The following is a 20,208-nucleotide window of genomic DNA, read 5'->3' on the forward strand; positions in this document are numbered from 1 at the left end:
CCGATTTTCCAGAGATACGGCACACTACCAACCCGAGTAAACACTCGTTTTAATCCACTAACGCAGAAGCCGTATGACCCGCTCCCCATTCCACCGTCTCGTCTTTGGCGCCCTGCGTCGCTTGCTGTACCTGTGGGTACGTTCGGAGACTATTAACCAGTCCTCCCTGGCGCTGAGCCTGGACCGCAGCCGACCGGTGTTCTACGTCCTGCAATCGCCGTCGATCACCGAACTGGCGGTGGTCGATGCCGAGTGCACCAAAGTGGGTCTGCCACGCCCGGTGTTGCCCGTTGCCGTCGGGGCCATGACCGAACCCGCTGCGTTCTTTTACCTGACCCCCGAGCCCGATTGGCTCGGCCGTCAGGACAAACGCGGCGCGCCGCCCACGTTGACCCGTCTGGTCGATGGCTTGACCCACAACCCGACTGAGGATGCACAAATCATTCCGGTCAGCGTGTTCTGGGGCCAATCACCCGACAGCGAGTCCAGCCCATGGAAGCTGCTGTTTGCCGACAGCTGGGCGGTTACCGGGCGTCTACGCCGGCTGTTACGCATTCTGATTCTGGGTCGAAAAACCCGTGTGCAGTTCTCTGCGCCGATCCATTTACGCGAGCTGATCGACCTCAACAAAGGTCACGAGCGTACGGTGCGCATGGCCCAACGCATTTTGCGTGTGCATTTTCGTAACCTTAAAATCTCCACCATCGGCCCCGACCTCTCGCACCGGCGCACGCTGGTCAAAGGCCTGGTCAATGAGCCCGCGGTTCGTCAGGCCATCCTCGATGAGGCCCAGCGCGAGAATATTTCCCCGGAAAAAGCCAAGGCCCAGGCCCTGCGCTACGCCAATGAAATAGCCTCGGACTACACCTACACCGCCATCCGCTTCTTTGAAGTGATCCTGAGCTGGTTCTGGAACAAGATTTACGACGGCGTCAAAGTCAACGACATCAAGGGCGTGCAAGACGTCGCCCAAGGCCACGAGATCATCTACGTACCGTGTCACCGCAGCCACATTGACTACCTGCTGCTGTCCTACTTGCTGTTTCGCAACGGCCTGACCCCGCCGCACATTGCCGCCGGGATCAACCTCAACATGCCGGTGATCGGCCCGCTGCTACGGCGCGGCGGGGCGTTTTTCATGCGCCGCACGTTCAAGGGCAACCCGCTGTACACCTCGGTGTTTAATGAGTACATGCACACCCTGTTCACCAAAGGCTTCCCGGTGGAGTACTTCGTGGAAGGCGGGCGTTCGCGCACCGGGCGCATGCTGCAACCGAAAACCGGGATGCTGGCCATCACCCTGCGCAGCTTCTTGCGTTCTTCACGCACCCCCATCGTCTTTGTCCCGGTGTACATCGGCTACGAGCGCGTACTCGAAGGCCGCACGTACCTGGGCGAACTGCGCGGCGCGAGCAAGAAAAAAGAATCGATTTTCGACATCTTCAAAGTCATCGGCGCTCTGAAACAGAAGTTTGGCCAGGTGGCAGTCAACTTTGGCGAGCCGATCAAACTGGCGGAGTTTCTCGACCAGGAACAACCCGACTGGCGCAAGCAAGAGCTGGCACCGCTGTACCGGCCTGACTGGTTGAATGCCACCACCAACCGCCTGGGCGAGAAAGTCGCCCGGCACCTCAACGAAGCGGCGGCGATCAATCCGGTCAACCTGGTGGCGCTGGCCTTGTTGTCGACCAGCAAACTGGCACTCGACGACCGGGCGATGGCGCGGGTGCTGGACCTGTACCTGGCGTTGCTGCGGCGTGTGCCTTACTCGCCGCACACCACCCTGCCCGACGGCGATGGCCAGGCCTTGATCGAACACGTCAAAGCCATGGATTTGCTGTCTGAGCAAAGTGACGCGCTGGGCAAAATCCTCTATCTGGATGAGCAGAACGCGGTATTGATGACGTACTACCGCAACAACGTGCTGCACATCTTTGCCCTGCCCGCCTTGCTGGCCAGTTTCTTCCAAAGCTCGTCACGCATGACCCGCGAGCAAATCCTGCGCTACACCCGCGCACTCTACCCGTACCTGCAATCGGAGCTGTTTATCCGCTGGTCACTGGACGAGCTCGACGGTGTGGTTGATCAATGGCTTGAAGCCTTTGTCGAGCAAGGGTTGCTGCGCTTCGAAAACGACATTTACCTGCGCCCGGCCCCCAGCTCACGGCACTTTGTGCTGCTGACGCTGCTGTCCAAGAGCATTGCGCAAACCTTGCAGCGCTTCTACATGGCCATCTCGCTGCTGCTTAACAGCGGCCAGAACACATTGAGCAGTGAAGAACTGGAAGACCTGTGCACGATGATGGCCCAGCGCCTGTCGATCCTGCACGGGCTCAACGCCCCCGAGTTTTTCGACAAGAGCCTGTTCCGTCACTTTATCGAGACATTGCTGGAGCAAGACGTGTTGCGCCGCGATGCCAACGGCAAGCTGAGCTATCGTGAAGTGCTGGGTGAACTGGCCGAAGGCGCGGCTAAACGCGTGCTGCCGCCTGAGATTCGCCTGTCGATCCGCCAGGTGGCACTGCATCGCAGTGAAGATGCACAAGACCAACCACCACCGCCGCTCGAAAAAACGCCTTAACCAAGAACACCCGGCCACTCATGCAGTGATTGGCCGGGTGTACACATCGGCGACTTTATTCTGTTAATCCTTTGGAAACTGCCATGAAAAAAATCCTTTTACTCAGCCTCACGGCCTTGCTCGGAGCCTGCAGCTCGATGAACTCCACCCCGCAAGCCACCCTCGACGGCGAAGTGTTTTACCTGCAACGCATCGCCCTGCCGCCCACCGCCACCCTTGAAGTGAGCCTGCAAGACGTGTCGCTGGCCGACGCCCCGGCCGTGACCCTGGCCAAGCAAAGCGGCACCATCAAAGGCCAGGTGCCACTGCCGTTCCACCTCACCTATGATCCCGCAGACGTCAAACCAGGGCACACCTATGCGGTGAGCGCGCGGATCGAAGAAGACGGCAAATTGCTGTTTATCAGCACCGAACGCAACAGCGTTGACCTGAACGCCAAAACCCTGCAACCGATTCGCTTGCGCGTCGATCAGGTGCGTTAAGCAACTAATTGCTTATTCCCCTGTGGGAGCGGGCTTGCTCGCGATGGCAGCAACGCGGACATGCAGAACCACCGCACCGCCAGCATCGCGAGCAAGCCCGCTCCCACAGGTTCTTTAGCCCTCACTCAGGCTTTTTCACCCTGAACCACGCGGCATACAGCGCTGGCAAGAACAGCAGCGTCAAAGCCGTGGCCACGATCAGGCCGCCCATAATCGCCACCGCCATCGGGCCGAAGAACACGCTGCGTGACAGCGGAATCATCGCCAGCACCGCCGCCAGAGCGGTCAGCACAATCGGTCGGAACCGCCGCACTGTCGCCTCAATAATCGCCTGCCACGGGGCCAGCCCCGCCGCCTTGTCCTGCTCGATCTGGTCCACGAGGATCACCGAGTTACGCATGATCATCCCCGACAAAGCGATGGTGCCGAGCATGGCCACAAAGCCAAATGGCTTGTTGAACACCAGCAAAAACAGGGTCACACCGATCAACCCCAGCGGCGCGGTCAAAAACACCATCGCCATGCGCGAGAAGCTGCGCAGTTGCACCATCAGCAACGTCAGCACCACCACGATAAACAGCGGCACGCCGGCTTTCACCGAATCCTGGCCGCGGGTGGAGTCTTCCACGGTGCCGCCCACTTCAAGCAAATAGCCATCCGGCAGTTCAGCGCGAACCCCTTCCAGGGTCGGCAAAATCTGCTGTACCAAAGTGGCCGGTTGCTCCTTGCCGTAGATGTCAGCGCGCACGGTGACTGTCGGCAAGCGGTTGCGGTGCCAGATGATGCCTTCTTCAAAGCCATATTCCAGCGTCGCGATTTGCGACAAGGCAACGCTCTGACCGTTGTCGGTGGGCACCGACAAACTCGGCAGCAACGACAACTCGGTCCGCTCCTGAGGGGTGCCGCGCAGCAGGATCTCGATCAACTCGTTGTCTTCGCGGTACTGGCTGACGGTCGAGCCCAGCAAGGTGCTTTGCAGAAACCGCGACAGGTTGGCGGTGCTCACGCCCAGCGCCCGCGCCCGGTCCTGATCGACATTGAGGTACACCACCTTGCTCGGTTCTTCCCAGTCCAGGTGCACGTTTACCACGTGCGGATTTTCGCGCACCTTGGCCGCCGCTTTACGCGCCAGCGCCCGGACTTCTTCGATGTGTTCGCCGGTCACCCGGAACTGCACCGGATACCCCACAGGCGGGCCGTTTTCCAGACGGGTGACCCGCGCCCGCACCGTGGGGAACTGCTCGTTCAGGGTATCGATCAGCCAGGTGCGCAGGCTTTCGCGGTCTTCAATGGTCTTGGCCAGCACCACAAACTGGGCAAAGCTGGCGGCCGGCAACTGCTGGTCCAGCGGCAAGTAAAAGCGCGGCGAACCGGTACCCGCGTAGGCCACGTAGTTCTCGATGCCGGGGTGATCCTTGAGCAGGTTTTCCAGGCGTTTGACCTGTTCCGTGGTGTTGCTCAGCGAAGCCCCTTCGGCCAGCTTCAGATCGACCATCAGTTCAAAGCGGCTGGAGGCCGGAAAGAACTGCTGCGGGACAAACTTGAACAGCACCACCGAGCCCAAAAACAGCAGCACGGTCAGCGCGATCACGGTTTTGCGGCGGCGTACGCACCACTCCACCAAACGTCGAATGCGCTGATAAAACGGTGTGCCATACGGGTCCGGAGCGCCCGCGCCGGTGCCGTGTTTGGCGGCATGCAGCTTGGCCAGATCCGGCAACAGCAACGCGCCCAGATACGGCACGAACACCACGGCAGCAATCCACGATGCCAAGAGTGCGATGGTGACCACCTGGAAAATCGAGCGGGTGTACTCACCGGTGCTCGACTGCGCCATGGCAATCGGCAAAAAGCCCGCCGCTGTGATCAGCGTGCCGGTGAGCATGGGGAACGCGGTACTGGTCCAGGCAAAACTCGCCGCCTTGAGCCGGTCGTAGCCCTGCTCCATCTTGATCGCCATCATTTCAACGGCAATGATCGCGTCGTCCACTAGCAGGCCCAGCGCCAGCACCAGCGCACCCAGCGAGATCTTGTGCAGGCCAATGCCGAAGTAATGCATGGCGGCGAATGTCATCGCCAGCACCAGCGGGATGGTCAGGGCCACCACCATGCCGGTGCGCACGCCCAGCGAGAAGAAACTCACCAGCAACACGATCGCCAAAGCCTCCACCAGCACCTGAACGAACTCACCGACGCTGGTTTTTACCGCAGCCGGCTGATCCGACACCTTGGCCAGTTTCATGCCGGCCGGTAGGTTGCGTTGTAGACGCTCAAATTCGACTTCGAGGGCTTTGCCCAGCACCAGAATGTCGCCGCCGTCTTTCATCGCCACGGCCAGGCCAATAGCGTCCTGACCCATAAAGCGCATGCGCGGTGCTGGTGGATCATTGAACCCACGGCGCACATCGGCCACGTCGCTGATGCGCAACGTGCGCTCACCCACCCGAATCGGGAAGCGTTCGATCTCTTCAACGGTTTTGAAATTACCGCTAACGCGCAATTGCACGCGCTCGGTCGGGGTCTCAAAAAAACCTGCGGTCGATACCGCGTTCTGTTCTTGAAGCGCTTGTTGCACCGCCGCCAACGGCAAGCCCAAGGTCGCCAGTTTCAGGTTGGACAGTTCGATCCAGATCTTTTCATCTTGCAGGCCGAGCAACTCCACCTTGCCCACATCCTTGACCCGTTGCAGCTGAATCTGGATGCGGTCGGCGTAGTCTTTGAGCACCGCGTAGTCGTAACCTTCGCCACTCAGGCTGTAGATATTGCCGAAGGTGGTGCCGAATTCATCGTTGAAAAACGGCCCCTGCACGTCAGGCGGCAAGGTATGGCGAATGTCGCTGATTTTTTTGCGCACCTGATACCACAGGTCCGGGATGTGCGAAGAGTCCATCGAGTCGCGGGCCATAAAGGTCACTTGCGATTCGCCAGGCCGGGAAAACGAAACAATGCGCTCGTATTCGCCGGTCTCCATCAGCTTCTTTTCGATGCGCTCGGTGACCTGACGCGACACTTCTTCGGCGGTCGCACCCGGCCACAACGTACGAATGACCATGGCCTTGAAGGTGAACGGCGGGTCTTCGCTTTGTCCCAACTTGGTATAAGAAAGCGCACCAACCACAGCCAGCAACAGCATCAAAAACAGCACGATCTGGCGGTTGCGCAGCGCCCAGGCGGAAAGGTTGAAACCCATCTGGATTACTCCTTCACCGCGACATTGATCGTTCGGTTGGAACGATCAATAGGTCGTACCTCCTGCCCCTGATGCAGCACGTGCACGCCAGCCGAGACAATCCAGTCATTGGCCTTGAGCCCTTCGAGCACCGGCACGCTGTTCTCGCCAAACGGTCCGACCCGCACAGGCACCTGCTCCAGTTTGTTGCCCTGGCCAACGCGCCACACATAGGTCGCGCCGTTTTCTGCGGTCAGGGCCGAGAGCGGCACCGACAAGGGGCTCACCCCTTCGCTCGGGATAAAAACCCGGGCACTTTGGCCCAGCTCGGCAGGGACTTTGCCTTCGGTGAAAGCGATTCGGGCGGCGAAAGTGCGCGATTTTGGATCAGCAGACGGCGACAGCTCACGAATCCGCCCGCTGAAGCGCTGGCCCGGCTGCGACCACAGTTCAACCTCAACCGGCAGGCCGATCTTGAAACGGCCAAAGGCTTGTTCCGGCAAGCTGATGAGCACCTCACGCTCGCCATCGGCGGCCAGGGTAAACACGGTTTGACCGGCGGCCACCACTTGCCCCACTTCTACCTGACGCTGAGCGATCACGCCGTCTTGTGGCGCGCGCAACACGGCATAACTGGCCTGATTGCTGGCCACGTCCTGCTCGGCCTTAAGCTGCTGGAGCTTGGCTTCACCGGCGCGGTAGAGGTTTTCGGCATTGTCGAACTGCGAACGGCTGACCATCTGGCGGTCGAGCAAGGTTTTGTAGCGATCACGCTCGGCACGCACCAGATTCAAATTGGCCTGCCCCGCCGTGACTTGCGCGCGGGTGGCATCCAGTTGCAGCCGTACGTCTTGCGGGTCGAGTTCTGCCAGCGGCTGATTCGCCTTGACCCGCTCGCCTTCATCCACCAGGCGCTTGGTCACTTTGCCGCCGATGCGGAACGCCAGTTGCGGGTCAAACCGTGCCCGCACCTCGCCCGGATAACTTTGCATCGCCAACGCCGAAGGCTGCGGCTGAACCACCAGCGCCGGGCTAACAGTGACTTTGACGGGCTGCTCCTGCCCACACGCAGACAGCAAAAACACCAGACAGACAGGCAAAGCGCGGGGCAAGGCATGGCGCAACATGGGGATGACCTTTCGCTAATGAGGCTTGGAATATTTATACTGGACGGCATGTTATTAATACTAAACTCACCAGTCCAGTAATAAACGGATATGTCTGACGATCATTTACCCCCCACTGCACTCGGACGCCCCAAGGACATGGCAAAACGCCAGGCCATCCTTGATGCGGCGAAATCCCTGTTTCTGACCCATGGCTATGCCAACACCAGCATGGATGCGGTCGCGACCCTGGCGGGGGTCTCAAAACTGACGGTCTACAGCCATTTCACCGACAAAGAGACGCTGTTCTCCTCGGCGATCCTCGCCAAGTGCTCTGAACAGTTACCGGATTTGTTTTTTGAACTGCCCGACGGCGTACCGATTGAAACGGTCTTGCTCGCCATTGGCCGGGGGTTTGTGGCGCTGATCAACAGCGAAGAGTCGCTCAACCTGCATCGATTGATGGTGACCCTGGGCACCCAGGACCCGAAGCTGTCGCAGATCTTTTTTGAGGCGGGGCCGGAGCGGGTGGTGCTGGAAATGGAGCGCCTGCTGAACAAGATTCACAACACCGGTACCCTGCGCATTGAGCGTGCGCATTACGCGGCGGAGCACTTCTTCTGCATGCTCAAGGGCTCGCCCAACTTTCGCCTGCTGTATGGCTACGGCGGCGTGCTGACCGACGAAGAAACCGAGGCGCATATACAGGAAGTGGTCGAAGTGTTTATGCGGGCTTATCGGGCGAACTGAAAGGCCCACACCCCCTGTGTAGCGAGCTTGCCTCGCGATCTTTTTAACGATCAAAAGATCGCGAGGCAAGCTCGCTCCTACAGCGGGATTTATAGCGCTTAAGGCTTCAACGCCTTCTTCGGGTAGATGTCGTAACGGCTCGATTTGCCGTCCAGCGCGTGGCTCGGCTTGGGGCCGGCAATGCACGGGGCCTTGCGCGGGCGTTTGACCACCACGCGGTGGGTGGCCAGCGCCAACGCCGCCTCAAGCAAGGCCGGTGCGTCGTTGTCATCCCCTACTAACGGGCGGAACAGGCGCATTTCTTTCTTCACCAGGGCGGTTTTCTCTCGGTGCGGGAACATCGGGTCGAGGTAGATCACCTGCGGCGGCTCGCCTTCCCAGTTGCGCATCACTTCAATCGAGTTGCCTTTGAGCAAGTGCATGCGCGACACAATCGGCGCCACCTCAAAGTCGTCCAGGCCACGGGCCAAACCGTCTTCCAGCAAGGCGCCGATCAAGGGCTGGCGTTCGATCAGGCTCATCTCGCAGCCCAGGCTCGCCAGCACGAATGCGTCCTTGCCCAGCCCCGCCGTGGCATCCAGCACGCGCGGGCGTACGCCCTGTTGAATTCCCACAGCCTTGGCAATCATTTGCCCGGTGCCGCCACCAAACAAGCGCCGGTGAGCTGCGCCGCCTTCCACAAAATCAACCCGCACCGGGCCGGGGGCATCCGGGCCCAGCTGTTGCAACTGCAACCCCTGGTCGCCGATCTGCAAGGCAAAGTCAGCCTGCGGCTCGTCCAACGGCAGCCCCAGGCGCTCAGCCCATTGCTCGGCCAGGGCCTGATAAGCCTCGTCCAACGCTTCGACTTTGATACGACTGCCCGCTGCTTGCTCAATCATTTAAAACACGCTCAAAAATTTAATGATCGGCAAACGCTGCCGATAAATGAAATATCCGGCATTTTGCCAGAGCTGGGCGTCGACCGAGAGCTATGTCAGACATTCATTCCGCATCCATCGGCTTTATCGCCCCCATTGGCGACTTTGGCCGACACAATTCGCAAGTCACAGGCAGCGTCAATCACCTGTGGAAGGACTTCTATGCCCAGGCCATGGCAGAGCAGTCGGCGACGGATGAATTCCCGGCCATCGAGATGCCCCTCGCGGCGGCGCACGAGAATGCCGAGCCCAGCGGCGGCAATGATGTCCTGAGCGCCATCGTGACCCAGCGCCATTGCAACGTGCAGGACACCGAGATCAAACCGCCCGAAGCGTTGTTCTTGCCAATTGCTGAGTTCGAGCTGGATTTGCTGCCGCCTACCGCGCTGCCCTTCCCGCCGGATGTCATCGCCGAACAACAGCACCTGCAGGCGTTCAACGACGCCTGGGTTCGTCCATTGGTCATGGCCCAAGGTCAGCCGTTGCCCGAGCCGGGTCCGGCGCCTGAGCCTCGGCCTTTGCACTTACCGATTGCCGAATTTGAAATGGACCTGCTGGATAAACCCGCCGAGCCATTCGACGTCGCCACCTTGATTGAACAGCAGAACGCGATGGACTTTGACCTCGCCTGGGCGCGCCCATTGATCGTCAATAACCTGCGCCTGGCGGCTTAAAGCAGCCCCAGTTGCTCGGTGGTTTGCGGCGTGTGCAAGTGGGCCAGTGCGGGCAGCCCCGGCAAGCGCTCAGTCAACTGCTGATGAAAACGCCGCGCCAGCTCCGGTGCCCGGTGGTTGTCCGGGGTGTGCAAAAAGACATAAGGCTTGCGGCCTTCTTCGATCCAGCCAGCGACTTTCTCCACCCAGGGTTTCAAGTAAGGGTCATTGGCCTGCAGTTCCGGGCGCCCGATAAAGCGCACTTGCGGGCATTGGGTAAACGCCGCCGGTCGTGGCGGTACCTTGGGCTTTTTCGACTGGGCATGCAGCACCGCCGGGTCGCTGGAGTCGCAACTGAACAGCGCCCGCGGATCAAGGCAAATACGCTCAACCCCGCGCTCCATCAACACGCGATTGAGCAAGCGCTCGGCATCGCCCTTGGCAAAAAATTCCGGGTGACGCACCTCAACGGCCAATGGACGCTGCAAGTCATCGATGAAGCTCACCAGCTCGGCCAGCCGCTGCGGCCCGAAGCTTGCGGGCAGTTGCAGCCAGAACGGCGCCACGCGCGGCCCCAGTGGCTTTAACAACTGCAGGAAGCTTTCGATTGCCTGCCCTTGCTCACGCAAATCGCCGCCGTGGCTGATCTCACGGGGGAACTTGGCCGTAAAGCGAAAATGTTCGGGCATGCTGCTTGCCCAACGCGCCACCGTGGCGGGCTTGGGGCTGGCATAGAACGTGGTGTTGCCTTCAACGGTATTGAACACCTGCGCGTACAGGCTCAAAAACTCGGTGGGTTGGGCATTTTGGGGGTACAGGCCTTCACGCCAGGCGTTTTCACTCCAGGACGGGCAGCCGAGGTAATAAGGCAGTTGGGCGTCAGTCATGCCGTCAAATGTACAGGTCCAGCCCCATCACTTCTATTTCCCAATCAACAAAGCCTTGGGTAGTCAGGTAACTGGCGAGGGCGCTGGCGGCGTTTTTGCTCATCCCGCGCTGGAAAATCATGTCCTGGGAACGCACCGGCAGTTGGCTGATGCGCTCACCCGACGAGGCCTGGCGAGTGACTTGCGGCAGGTTTTCAAGTTCAGCCGGGCTGTCTTCTACCGACTCATCAACCTGCACCTTGCCTTTACGCGGCTTGCGCTTGATGGGGTAAGACTGGGAGGAAAAGCCGTCAATACGCATAAGTGCAAGCTCGGTAGCGGTATTGGCAATTTAGCGGCGTTGGCCCGACTAAGCAAATAGTCCTGTGGGAGCGGGCTTGCTCGCGATGCAGGCAACGCGGTATGCCTGTTACACCTTGCCGATTCAATCGCGAGCAAGCCCGCTCCCACAACCCGATCCAATAATAGCTGGGCTAGATAAGACCACGCTCGGCGCGGGTTGCCGCTACTTTGTCGCGCAGGTACACCGGCTGCGCATCGTCAGCGCGGATGGCTTCGCCGCGCGCCCAGGCAAAACGCGCCAGGGTCAGCAAGTCTTCAGCGTGAGGCAACATGCCAGCGTCCAGCGCCGTTGGTTTGACGTTCAAGCGCTCGGCATAGCCCCAGCCGGTGCCTGCACCAAACCAGTCACCGCTGGCGCCGTCCGGCAACGCAGCGGCTTCAGGTGGCAACACCGCTTCGACGCCTTGCAGGCGCATTTCACCGGCCTGCTCGCGGTAGCAACCCCAATACACTTCGTCCATGCGCGCATCAATGGCCGATGCCACCTGGGTCGCGCCGTGCTCGCGATAGGCACGCTGGGCCAATGCTGCCAGGTTGGAGATAGGCAATACCGGGCGCTCCAGGGCAAAGGCCAGGCCTTGCACCACGCCGATGGCGATGCGCACACCGGTAAACGCACCCGGCCCGCGACCAAAGGCAATCGCCTCGACCGCCGACAGCTCAACGCCAGCCTGGGCCAGCAGATCTTTAATCATCGGCAACAGCTTTTGCGCATGCAGGCGCGGGATCACCTCGTAGTGGCTTGTGACCTTGCCATCGTGCAGCAAGGCAACAGAGCAAGCTTCAGTCGCGGTATCCAGGGCCAGCAAGGTGCTCATCGGTGTTCCCGTCAGAATCAAAATTGAAAAAAGTGCAGCAGTATAAACAACAACAGCCCGCAAGCGGGCTGTTGTCACCAAGCAAAATCGACTTATCAGCTCAGGGCTGCAAGCACCTTGGCGGTGATCGATTCTACCGAGCCAACACCGGCGATGTGGCTGTACTTGGGTTTGCCTTGGGCAGACTCAAGCTTCTGGTAGAAATCCACCAGCGGCTTGGTTTGCGAATGGTAAACCGACAGGCGGTGACGAACGGTTTCTTCGGTGTCGTCTTTACGCTGAACCAGGTCTTCACCGGTCACGTCGTCTTTACCTTCAACCTTTGGCGGGTTATGCGCGATATGGTAAACGCGGCCCGACGCTTCGTGAACGCGACGACCGGCGATGCGCTGAACGATTTCTTCGTCTTCTACGGCGATTTCAACCACGTGATCCAGCTCTACACCGTTGTCGACCAGTGCTTGAGCTTGAGGGATGGTGCGCGGGAAACCGTCAAACAGGAAACCGTTGACGCAATCTGGCTGAGCAATGCGCTCTTTGACCAGGTTGATGATCAGATCGTCAGAAACCAGACCGCCGCTGTCCATGATGCTTTTAGCTTTCTGGCCCAGCTCGGTGCCAGCCTTGACCGCAGCACGCAACATATCGCCGGTGGAGATTTGCGGGATGCCAAATTTTTCAGTGATGAACTTCGCCTGAGTACCTTTACCGGCCCCGGGAGCTCCCAGCAGAATTACGCGCATCGATGTGCTCCTCAATTTTTTATTTAAATGACAACAGACTCGCCTCTTGGGGCCAATCTCAAAATCGGGTAATGGCCGCAAAACAGGCCAAAGGGCTGACCAAGATACACAGCCGTTCCGGACCACACAAGCGGGCCAAAGTAGGAATAATCACTGCTAAAGCAGCCCTTGCGACCGGGTGTCACAGGTCGTAACCCTGGCAAAAAGTGTCGCGCCGGGGCCGGATCAGGCCATGAAAAGCCCCGATGTTTGGCACCACGGCGCGACTTTTGACTAGCGAACGAGCTTAGCCGGTGTTGCGCAAACCCGCCGCGATCCCCGCCACAGTCACCAGCAGCGCTTGTTCCAGAGGGCTGTCCTGATCGGTTTGCTGGCGTCGCGAACGCGCCAGCAGCTCAGCCTGCAACAAGTGCAGCGGGTCAAGGTAGGTGTTGCGCAAGCGGATGAACTCCAGCGTGTCCGGGCTGTGCGCCATCAGTTGAGACTGCCCGGTCAAACCCAGCACCACCTCGCACGCCTGCGACAATAAGTCGCGTAAGTGAGCACCCAAAGGCAGCAATTCAGGGGCCACCAGACGTTCGTCATAGAGCCGGGCGATGTCGGCATCCGCTTTGGCCAGGACCATTTCCAGCATGTCGATGCGGGTGCGGAAGAACGGCCACTGCTCGCGCATTTGCGCCAGTTGCTCTCCTTCACCGCGCGCCAGCGCCTGGCTGAGCGCGGTTTCCCAGCCGAGCCAAGCGGGCAGCATCAGGCGGGTTTGGGTCCAGCCGAAAATCCACGGAATGGCGCGCAAGCTTTCAATCCCGCCTGCACGGCGCTTGGCCGGGCGACTGCCCAAGGGCAAGCGGCCCAATTCCTGTTCCGGGGTGGACTGGCGGAAATACTCGACAAATTGCGGGTTGTCGCGCACCACCGAGCGGTAGGCCTTGACCCCATCGTCGGCCAGTTCGTCCATCAGCACTCGCCACCCCGGCTCAGGCAGCGGCGGTGGGAGTAATGTGGCTTCGAGTACCGCCGACAGGTACAGGTTGAGGTTTTGCTCGGCGATGTCAGGCAGGCCAAATTTAAAGCGGATCATCTCGCCCTGTTCGGTGGTACGGAAACGCCCCGCCACCGACCCCGGCGGTTGCGACAGAATCGCCGCATGCGCCGGGCCGCCGCCACGCCCCACGGTACCGCCACGGCCATGAAACAGCAGCAGGTCGACGTGTTGCTCGCGGCAAATATTCACCAGATTTTCTTGCGCCCGGTACTGCGCCCACGCCGCTGCCGTGGTGCCAGCATCCTTGGCCGAGTCGGAGTAGCCGATCATCACTTCCTGCGGCCCCTGCAGGCGTGCGCGGTAGCCCGGCAACAGCAATAGACGCTCAATCACCGGCCCGGCATTGTCCAGGTCGGCCAGGGTTTCAAACAGTGGCACCACGCGCATCGGGCGCTCAAGCCCTGCCTCTTTGAGCAGCAGTTGCACGGCCAGCACGTCAGAAGCCGCACCCGCCATGGAGATCACGTATGAGCCCAGCGAAGCCCCCGGCGCAGCTGCCACCTCACGGCATGTGGCCAGCACTTCGGCCGTCTCGGCGGCGGGTTTGAAGTAACCCGGCAACAGCGGGCGACGGTTGTTCAATTCGCGCATCAGGAAGATCAGGCGCGCGTCTTCATCCCAGTCTTCATAGCGGCCAAGGCCCAGGTAATCGGTGATTTCAGTCATGGCCGAGGTGTGCCGGGCCGCGTCCTGACGCACATCCAGGCGCACCAGGAACAGACCAAACGTCACCGCCCGACGCAGGCAATCGAGCAGCGGCCCGTCAGCAATCACGCCCATGCCACAGGCGTGCAGCGACGTGTAACACAGCTTCAAGGGTGCCAGCAGGTCCTGGTTGTCGCTCAACACACCTTCTGGCGCAGGTTGTGCGCTGTGCAAGGCGCTCTGCGCCCAGGCACGGGTGATGCGCAAGCGTTCACGCAATTGTTTGAGCACCGCGCGGTACGGTTCGGCACTCTCCCCCGCCACCGCGAGCAATTCATCGGTGGCCTGCTGCATGGACAGGTCGGCGGCGAGTTTATCGATATCACGCAGGTACAAATCGGCGGCCATCCAGCGCGCCAGCAAGAGCACTTCGCGGGTGACCGTGGCGGTCACGTTGGGGTTGCCATCACGGTCGCCGCCCATCCACGAGGCGAAGCGAATGGGCGCTGAATCCAGCGGTAAATGCAGCCCGGTGGCCCCGTGCAACGCCGCGTCGGCGGTCCGCAGCATATTGGGCAGCGCCTGCCACAACGAGTGTTCAATAACGGCAAAACCCCACTTGGCCTCATCCACGGGTGTAGGCCGGGTGCGGCGGATTTCTTCGGTGTGCCAAGCTTCGGCGATCAAGCGTTGCAAGCGCTCTTCGATTCGCGACTTCTCGGCCAGGGTCAGATCCCGGTGATCTTGAGCCGCCAGTTGCTCGGCAATCGCGTCATATTTTTGGATCAAGGTGCGGCGCGTGACTTCAGTCGGGTGCGCCGTGAGCACCAACTCAATTTCAAGGCTGCTGAGTTGTTGCGCCAGCGAGTTCGCGTCATGCCCTTCGGCCAGCAAGCGGCGCAACAAGGTGGGCAGCACTTGCGACTCAAACGGTTGCGGCTGGTCATCGCCACGCCGGTGAATCAACTGGTATTGCTCGGCGATATTGGCCAGGTTCAAAAACTGGTTGAACGCCCGTGCTACCGGCAGCACTTCGTTATCGCTGAGGGCATCGAGAATGGCGCTCAATTCTTCGCCCGGAGTGCCGTGCCGGTCGTCTTTGGCACCCTGGCGGATGCGTTCGATCTTGGCGAGAAAGGCGTCGCCGTATTGGTCACGAATCGTATTACCCAACAGCTCACCCAACAGGTGAACATCATCGCGCAAGCGTGCATCAATATCGGTCATCAGCCATTTCTCCAGCAGATTCTGGGCGAGTTCGTGACCCAAGAGTGCGTCGCAATGGGCGTCGCTGGCAAGCCATGCGCGCGCTAAACAGCTAATTACCCTATGACCCGTCAGTCAGAAAATTTTTAGGCAAACTGCCATCTTTTTTTTTGAACTATTCAAATTTCGTTCAGGTCACAGCTTTTAACCATCACTGCAGGAACCTGCGTCCAACTGCTCCAGGTCACCCGACAGTTGTGATGGAGATGATGTTTTTAAGGAGTTTCCTAATGGAGTTGAAGACCATGATGACCCGCACTGTCAAAACCACCTCTCCTCGCCTGCGCGGGCTGAAACTGGCTGCATTGGCGATCGGTGCCAGCTTCGTTTTAGCCGGTTGCGCTGGCAACCCGCCAACCGAGCAATACGCTGTGACGCAGTCGGCCGTGAACAACGCCGTCAGCGCTGGCGGTACCGAATACGCTCCAGTGGAAATGAAGTCGGCACAAGACAAGCTCAAACAAGCTGAGCTGGCTATGCACGACAAAAAATATGACGAAGCCCGTCGCCTGTCCGAACAAGCTGAATGGGACGCTCGCGTAGCAGAACGTAAAGCCCAGGCCGCAAAAGCCGAGAAGGCCGTTCAGGATGCTCAGAAAGCCGTCCAGCAACTGCGTCAGGAAGGCATGCGCGGCCTGCAATAACAGCCGCCCCTCTTTGATCGCAACTGGCGATACAGCATTCCTAATAGATAGAAAGGACAACTATTATGCGCAATACAGTAATGATCCCTGCCCTGCTGGCCCTGAGCGTTGGTTTGGCCGCGTGCTCGCACCAGCCGAACGTTAACCTGGAAAACGCCAAGAGCAACTACTCGGCCCTGCAAACCAACCCGGAAGCGACCAAGGTTGCAGCGCTTGAAACCAAAGACGCTGGCGAGTGGCTGGACAAAGCTGAAAAGGCCTACCTGGACAAAGAAAAAGAGTCCAAGGTTGACCAACTGGCTTACCTGACCAACCAGCGTGTTGAACTGGCCAAGCAAACCATCGCCCTGCGTACCGCTGAAAACCAGCTGAAAAACGCCGGTTCCGATCGTGCCCAGGCTCTGCTGGACGCCCGTGATGCGCAGATCAAAAAGCTGCAAAGCCTGAACGCCAAGCAAACGGACCGTGGCACCCTGGTGACCTTCGGTGACGTGCTGTTTGACTTCGACCAGGCCAACCTCAAGCCTAACAGCCGCGAAAGCATCTCGACCCTGGCCAATTACCTGATCCAGAACCCGGATCGCAAGGTAATTGTTGAGGGTTACACCGACAGCAAAGGCAGCGCTTCTTACAACCAGAACCTGTCCGAGCGTCGCGCCAATGCGGTTAAAGCGGCACTGGTACGTGCCGGTGTAGACCCATCGCGTATCGTTGCCCAAGGCTATGGCAAGGAATACCCGGTTGCTGACAACAGCAGCAACTCGGGCCGCGCTCAAAACCGCCGCGTTGAAGTGACCATCTCCAACGACAACCAGCCGGTTGCGCCACGCTCTTCGATCCAGTAAATCGATAAGCGTTAAATGAAAGCCCCGCCTGAGTGATCAGGCGGGGCTTTTTGTTGTATGGCTTTCCCCTCACCCCAGCCCTCTCCCGCGGGAGAGGGAGCTCTACAGTGTTCGCACATTCAGCGTCAGGCTCACAGATCGACAAAATCTGCAGCAGCCCGCAATCGGGAGAGGCGTGGTGAGGGCCTTTTGCTCTTAAGGTTGCAGCTTCGGCGTTTCTTGCCCCATGCAATGCACGGCCTGTTTCTTGTTGTTGACCAACACCCCGGTCAGGCCTTTTTGTTCGGTATCAAACAACACCACGATCCCGTCAATGCACTGTGCCACCTGGTTGGCCGGGGTCAGGGAGACTTTGTAATCCTCCCCCGGCAAGGTCTTAAGCATGGTGAAGTCGTTGAGCAGCAACGCATCCTCAGGCTTGGCGAAGTGCAGGTAACCGTAGTACCACAGGCAGCCCACCGTACCGATGATGGTGCCGATACCAGTGAGGATCAGGGGGATGGCGTTACGCTCTTCACTCATTGCGGGGTCTCTGTTTCGGGAGCTTTAGTCGGTGGGTAATTGGGGATCTCCCCCAGTCGCCGCACACCGTTGAAATGTTGCGGGTCTTCAAGATAACGCAGCATCACTTGGCGCCAGGTCGGGTCACCAAACGTTTGCACGTGACCGCCCCGGGTCAGTTGCAACACCTTGGGCGGCGGCGCGGCTTGGTACAGGCGGATGCCGTTGGACAACGGCACGATAGGGTCGTCCATGCTGTGAAAAATCAACACAGGCACGTCTTTCATGTCCAGCATCGCGTACACCGCGCTGTCTGCGTCAGGCACCAGCCATGACAGCGGCACTTGCAAGGGCCAGGTCAGCCAGGACGTGCTCAGGGCAAATTGCCCCACTTCGCGGTAACTGGCCGGTACACCATCAAGCACCACAGCCTTGAGCCGAGCGCGCTGCTGCGGGTGCTGGCTCAGGTAATGAACGCCCATGGCTCCGCCCAGGCTTTGCCCCAGCACAATCAGCGGCTGCCCCTGCACGGACGGTTGTTGCTCTAACCAGTCAAAGGCGGCGTCGATGTCCTGATACACCGCGGGCAAGCCCGGTTTGCCCTGCGACAGGCCATAACCGCGATAGTCGAGCATCAGCACTTGATAGCCCTGCTCGGGCAACCAGGCCACCGCGCCCAGGTGGTACGCCAGATTGCCGCCATTGCCATGCAGGTGCAGCACGGTGCCCTTGAGCGGCACGCCGGGCTTGGCCGGCAGCCACCAACCATGCAGTTGCGTGCCATCGGCGGCAGTGAGGTTGACGTCTTTGTAGGCAAGGCCCGCCGCCGTCGGGGTAATCGGCTGGCCAGGTTCGGGGTAAAACAACAATGAGCTGCATCCGCTGAGGGCGAGCAGCAGGCAGAGTGCAGCCAGGGTTTTCATTGAATGGACCGCCTTGTCACAAAATATTGGAGTAGTCGGCTTCGATCCGGTCCAGGCTCAAGTGGTTGAGGAAGTTGGAGAAGCACATCCATGCCGACAAGGCGTTCATGTCGCGGAACTGGTCCGGCAGGTATTTAGGCGCAACCACTAATCCTTCATCGACCAACTGGCGCAAGGTGCGCATGTCTTCCAGCGTGGTCTTGCCACAGAACAGCAGCGGCACTTGTTCGAGCTTGCCCTTACGCACGGCCAACTGAATGTAGTTGTAAACCATGATGAAGCCTTTGAGGTAGGACAAGTCTTTGGTGAATGGCAGTCCATTTGGCACCGAGCCACGGAAAACCCGACTCGCGTTGCCGTAGCTTTCTGGCATCTCGAACCCCTGATCACGGAAGAACTGATACACCTGCATAAAGTCCGCGCCCTCCTCCACCATGTGGATGGCGCGGGTGCGGTTGGTCAGTTTGCGCAGGCGGCTCGGGTAAGAGGCAAAGGTGATGACTTCCATCAAAATCGCCAGCCCTTCCTGGGTCACGGTCGATGAGGGCGGGCCTTTGGACAGGAAGGTGCAAATCGGCTGGTTCTGGCCATTGAGCGTGGTGCCCACGTGCACCAGCCCTTCGTGTACTTCGAGGGCGCGCACGTCACGCTCGTTGAACATCGCATCGCTGCGGATCTTGATGTAGTCGGCGCCGGCCGCTGCGTCCGCGACGATACCGTCAGACTCAAACACCCGGATGGTTTCTTCGCACTCGCCAAAGACCTTGTTGAGCCGGCTTTGCAGCAGGTTGACCGCGTCTTTGGCGGTCAGGTTTTTGGCTTCGTCCTTGAGGTCACCACGCCCGTCGATGTTGTCCAGGTAATCGGACATCATCAGGCCCAGATCGGCCAGCGTCGGATCACCGGCATGGAACGCGTCGGAAGCGGCGCCGTACAACTCTTGGGAAATCAGCCCGAAGTCTTCAGTGCCGCGGGCTTCGAGCATGCGCACCACCATTCGGTACTCTTTGCACATACGCCGCATGATCTGCCCGACCGGGTTGAACTGCCCCAGTTGCCGGGTGATGTCACGCTCGATGTGCTGGAACTCTGACTTGACCGCACTGGAGTCAAAAGACAGCGGCCGGGACAAGTAATAGTCACGGCTGATCGCTGGCATCTCTTTGCCTTTGGCCTTTAAAAAACCCTGGCGGATGCTGTCATCCCACTTCACCGCATCCAGCACGCGGATCGGCGCCTGGGCCAGCACAATGCGGTCTGACAATGTGCGTATGGTGCGCTGGTAATCGTCCACCCGCGGCTCCTTGATTAAATACGGTTACTTGATCGCACGCTGATAGCGGGCCACTTCGACAAAGACGTCCGAATTGGCAGGATCATCGAGGTATGCAAAAACTGTAGCTGATGGGCTCTGGATCTGTACGCCTGAGCCTTCAGACGTTTCGACCGGCTCACCGTTCAAGGCCGACTGGCCTATCGCCTGCTTGATCTGGTCAAGGTCCAGGTCGTACACCACCAACTCGCCGTTGTCGTTCACCTCAAAACCATTGAGGGTGTAGCCACCGCCCAGTTTGGCCGGCAAATTGGCCGAGGCGTACCAGCGGCTGCCGTGGCGGGCAACGATAAAGGTGTAACGATCACGCGCCTTGGGTTCGCCCTTGGGGTAGATCACGGCTTGGTAGCGAGTCTTGTCGACGGCGCGGATATTCAGGTTGCGCGCCTCGCCCCAGGCATCCTTGCTGGTCCATTTTCCGAGCAGTTGTTTTGGCGCTGGCTGGGCCGCGATCGGTGCGTCTTTAAACGTCACCAGGCACCCGCTCAACATCAAAAATGACAATGCCACCAGCAATACGCGCCACACTTTCATGCCTGCATCCTTCTATAGAGC

At 59.6% G+C, this 20,208-nt stretch carries 18 protein-coding genes; 6 read left to right on the forward strand and 12 right to left on the reverse strand.

Features of this window, described 5'->3' with window-relative positions:
- Nucleotides 1–73: 73 nt before the first annotated feature.
- Together plsB and GHO41_RS14040 are read left to right on the forward strand one after the other, a co-directional pair.
- Entirely contained in the window at nt 74–2,581 is a 2,508-nt protein-coding gene (plsB, locus tag GHO41_RS14035) for a glycerol-3-phosphate 1-O-acyltransferase PlsB (RefSeq protein WP_048368121.1), read from the forward strand.
- Between the two features lie 83 nt (nt 2,582–2,664).
- Nucleotides 2,665–3,063 carry a YbaY family lipoprotein gene (locus GHO41_RS14040; protein WP_123749714.1) on the forward strand — a complete coding sequence of 133 codons (399 nt, stop codon included), beginning with the start codon at nt 2,665–2,667 and terminating at the stop codon, nt 3,061–3,063.
- 121 nt (nt 3,064–3,184) lie between these two features.
- Here GHO41_RS14040 and GHO41_RS14045 read toward each other — a convergent pair whose 3' ends face one another.
- Nucleotides 3,185–6,253 (reverse strand): efflux RND transporter permease subunit, encoded by a 3,069-nt coding sequence (locus GHO41_RS14045; RefSeq protein WP_048368124.1) that lies wholly within the window; start codon nt 6,251–6,253, stop codon nt 3,185–3,187.
- 5 nt (nt 6,254–6,258) lie between these two features.
- Nucleotides 6,259–7,359 carry an efflux RND transporter periplasmic adaptor subunit gene (locus tag GHO41_RS14050; protein ID WP_048368125.1) on the reverse strand — a complete coding sequence of 367 codons (1,101 nt, stop codon included), beginning with the start codon at nt 7,357–7,359 and terminating at the stop codon, nt 6,259–6,261.
- A 90-nt stretch (nt 7,360–7,449) separates the two neighbouring features.
- On the opposite strand from GHO41_RS14050, the gene GHO41_RS14055 reads away from it, so the two are divergent.
- Nucleotides 7,450–8,088 (forward strand): TetR/AcrR family transcriptional regulator, encoded by a 639-nt coding sequence (locus GHO41_RS14055; protein ID WP_048368127.1) that lies wholly within the window; start codon nt 7,450–7,452, stop codon nt 8,086–8,088.
- A 98-nt stretch (nt 8,089–8,186) separates the two neighbouring features.
- On the opposite strand, the gene GHO41_RS14060 is transcribed toward GHO41_RS14055, so the two are convergent.
- On the reverse strand, nt 8,187–8,969 hold the full coding sequence (locus GHO41_RS14060) for a class I SAM-dependent methyltransferase (RefSeq protein WP_048368128.1): 783 nt from the start codon (nt 8,967–8,969) through the stop codon (nt 8,187–8,189).
- Between the two features lie 92 nt (nt 8,970–9,061).
- On the opposite strand from GHO41_RS14060, the gene GHO41_RS14065 reads away from it, so the two are divergent.
- On the forward strand, nt 9,062–9,682 hold the full coding sequence (locus GHO41_RS14065) for a hypothetical protein (protein ID WP_048368129.1): 621 nt from the start codon (nt 9,062–9,064) through the stop codon (nt 9,680–9,682).
- On the opposite strand, the gene GHO41_RS14070 is transcribed toward GHO41_RS14065, so the two are convergent.
- From GHO41_RS14070 to ppc, 5 genes are all read right to left on the reverse strand, one after another.
- Nucleotides 9,679–10,548 carry a DUF72 domain-containing protein gene (locus GHO41_RS14070; RefSeq protein ID WP_153433892.1) on the reverse strand — a complete coding sequence of 290 codons (870 nt, stop codon included), beginning with the start codon at nt 10,546–10,548 and terminating at the stop codon, nt 9,679–9,681. The genes GHO41_RS14065 and GHO41_RS14070 overlap by 4 nt on opposite strands.
- Before the next feature lie 4 nt (nt 10,549–10,552).
- Nucleotides 10,553–10,849: a hypothetical protein gene (locus GHO41_RS14075; protein ID WP_048368132.1), complete on the reverse strand. Its 297-nt coding sequence runs from the start codon at nt 10,847–10,849 to the stop codon at nt 10,553–10,555.
- Nucleotides 10,850–11,021: 172 nt separating this feature from the next.
- Nucleotides 11,022–11,708, reverse strand: coding sequence for a tRNA (adenosine(37)-N6)-threonylcarbamoyltransferase complex dimerization subunit type 1 TsaB (gene tsaB / locus GHO41_RS14080; protein ID WP_153326159.1), 687 nt, complete (start codon nt 11,706–11,708; stop codon nt 11,022–11,024).
- A 95-nt stretch (nt 11,709–11,803) separates the two neighbouring features.
- A complete protein-coding gene (gene adk, locus GHO41_RS14085) occupies nt 11,804–12,451 on the reverse strand; it encodes an adenylate kinase (RefSeq protein ID WP_048368134.1) in 648 nt (215 codons plus the stop codon).
- A 286-nt stretch (nt 12,452–12,737) separates the two neighbouring features.
- Nucleotides 12,738–15,368: a phosphoenolpyruvate carboxylase gene (gene ppc, locus GHO41_RS14090; RefSeq protein WP_153433893.1), complete on the reverse strand. Its 2,631-nt coding sequence runs from the start codon at nt 15,366–15,368 to the stop codon at nt 12,738–12,740.
- Nucleotides 15,369–15,637: 269 nt separating this feature from the next.
- Here ppc and GHO41_RS14095 point away from each other — a divergent pair, with 269 nt between their 5' ends.
- Together GHO41_RS14095 and GHO41_RS14100 are read left to right on the forward strand one after the other, a co-directional pair.
- Nucleotides 15,638–16,051: a DUF4398 domain-containing protein gene (locus GHO41_RS14095; RefSeq protein ID WP_048368136.1), complete on the forward strand. Its 414-nt coding sequence runs from the start codon at nt 15,638–15,640 to the stop codon at nt 16,049–16,051.
- A gap of 65 nt (nt 16,052–16,116) precedes the next feature.
- Nucleotides 16,117–16,896 (forward strand): OmpA family protein, encoded by a 780-nt coding sequence (locus tag GHO41_RS14100; RefSeq protein ID WP_153433894.1) that lies wholly within the window; start codon nt 16,117–16,119, stop codon nt 16,894–16,896.
- Between the two features lie 195 nt (nt 16,897–17,091).
- Here GHO41_RS14100 and GHO41_RS14105 read toward each other — a convergent pair whose 3' ends face one another.
- Genes GHO41_RS14105 through GHO41_RS14120 form a run of 4 tightly spaced genes read right to left on the reverse strand, consistent with a single transcriptional unit; the run spans nt 17,092 to nt 20,187 of the window.
- On the reverse strand, nt 17,092–17,418 hold the full coding sequence (locus GHO41_RS14105; RefSeq protein ID WP_048385602.1) for a hypothetical protein: 327 nt from the start codon (nt 17,416–17,418) through the stop codon (nt 17,092–17,094).
- Nucleotides 17,415–18,320: an alpha/beta hydrolase gene (locus tag GHO41_RS14110; RefSeq protein WP_153326153.1), complete on the reverse strand. Its 906-nt coding sequence runs from the start codon at nt 18,318–18,320 to the stop codon at nt 17,415–17,417. Before GHO41_RS14110 ends, GHO41_RS14105 begins: the two co-directional genes overlap by 4 nt.
- A 16-nt stretch (nt 18,321–18,336) precedes the next feature.
- Nucleotides 18,337–19,614, reverse strand: coding sequence for a flavohemoglobin expression-modulating QEGLA motif protein (locus GHO41_RS14115; protein WP_371928923.1), 1,278 nt, complete (start codon nt 19,612–19,614; stop codon nt 18,337–18,339).
- 24 nt (nt 19,615–19,638) lie between these two features.
- Nucleotides 19,639–20,187 carry a hypothetical protein gene (locus tag GHO41_RS14120; protein WP_153433895.1) on the reverse strand — a complete coding sequence of 183 codons (549 nt, stop codon included), beginning with the start codon at nt 20,185–20,187 and terminating at the stop codon, nt 19,639–19,641.
- Nucleotides 20,188–20,208 lie beyond the last annotated feature (21 nt).

Source organism: Pseudomonas sp. FSL R10-0399 (assembly GCF_009600165.1).
Taxonomy (GTDB): Bacteria; Pseudomonadota; Gammaproteobacteria; order Pseudomonadales; family Pseudomonadaceae; genus Aquipseudomonas; species Aquipseudomonas helleri.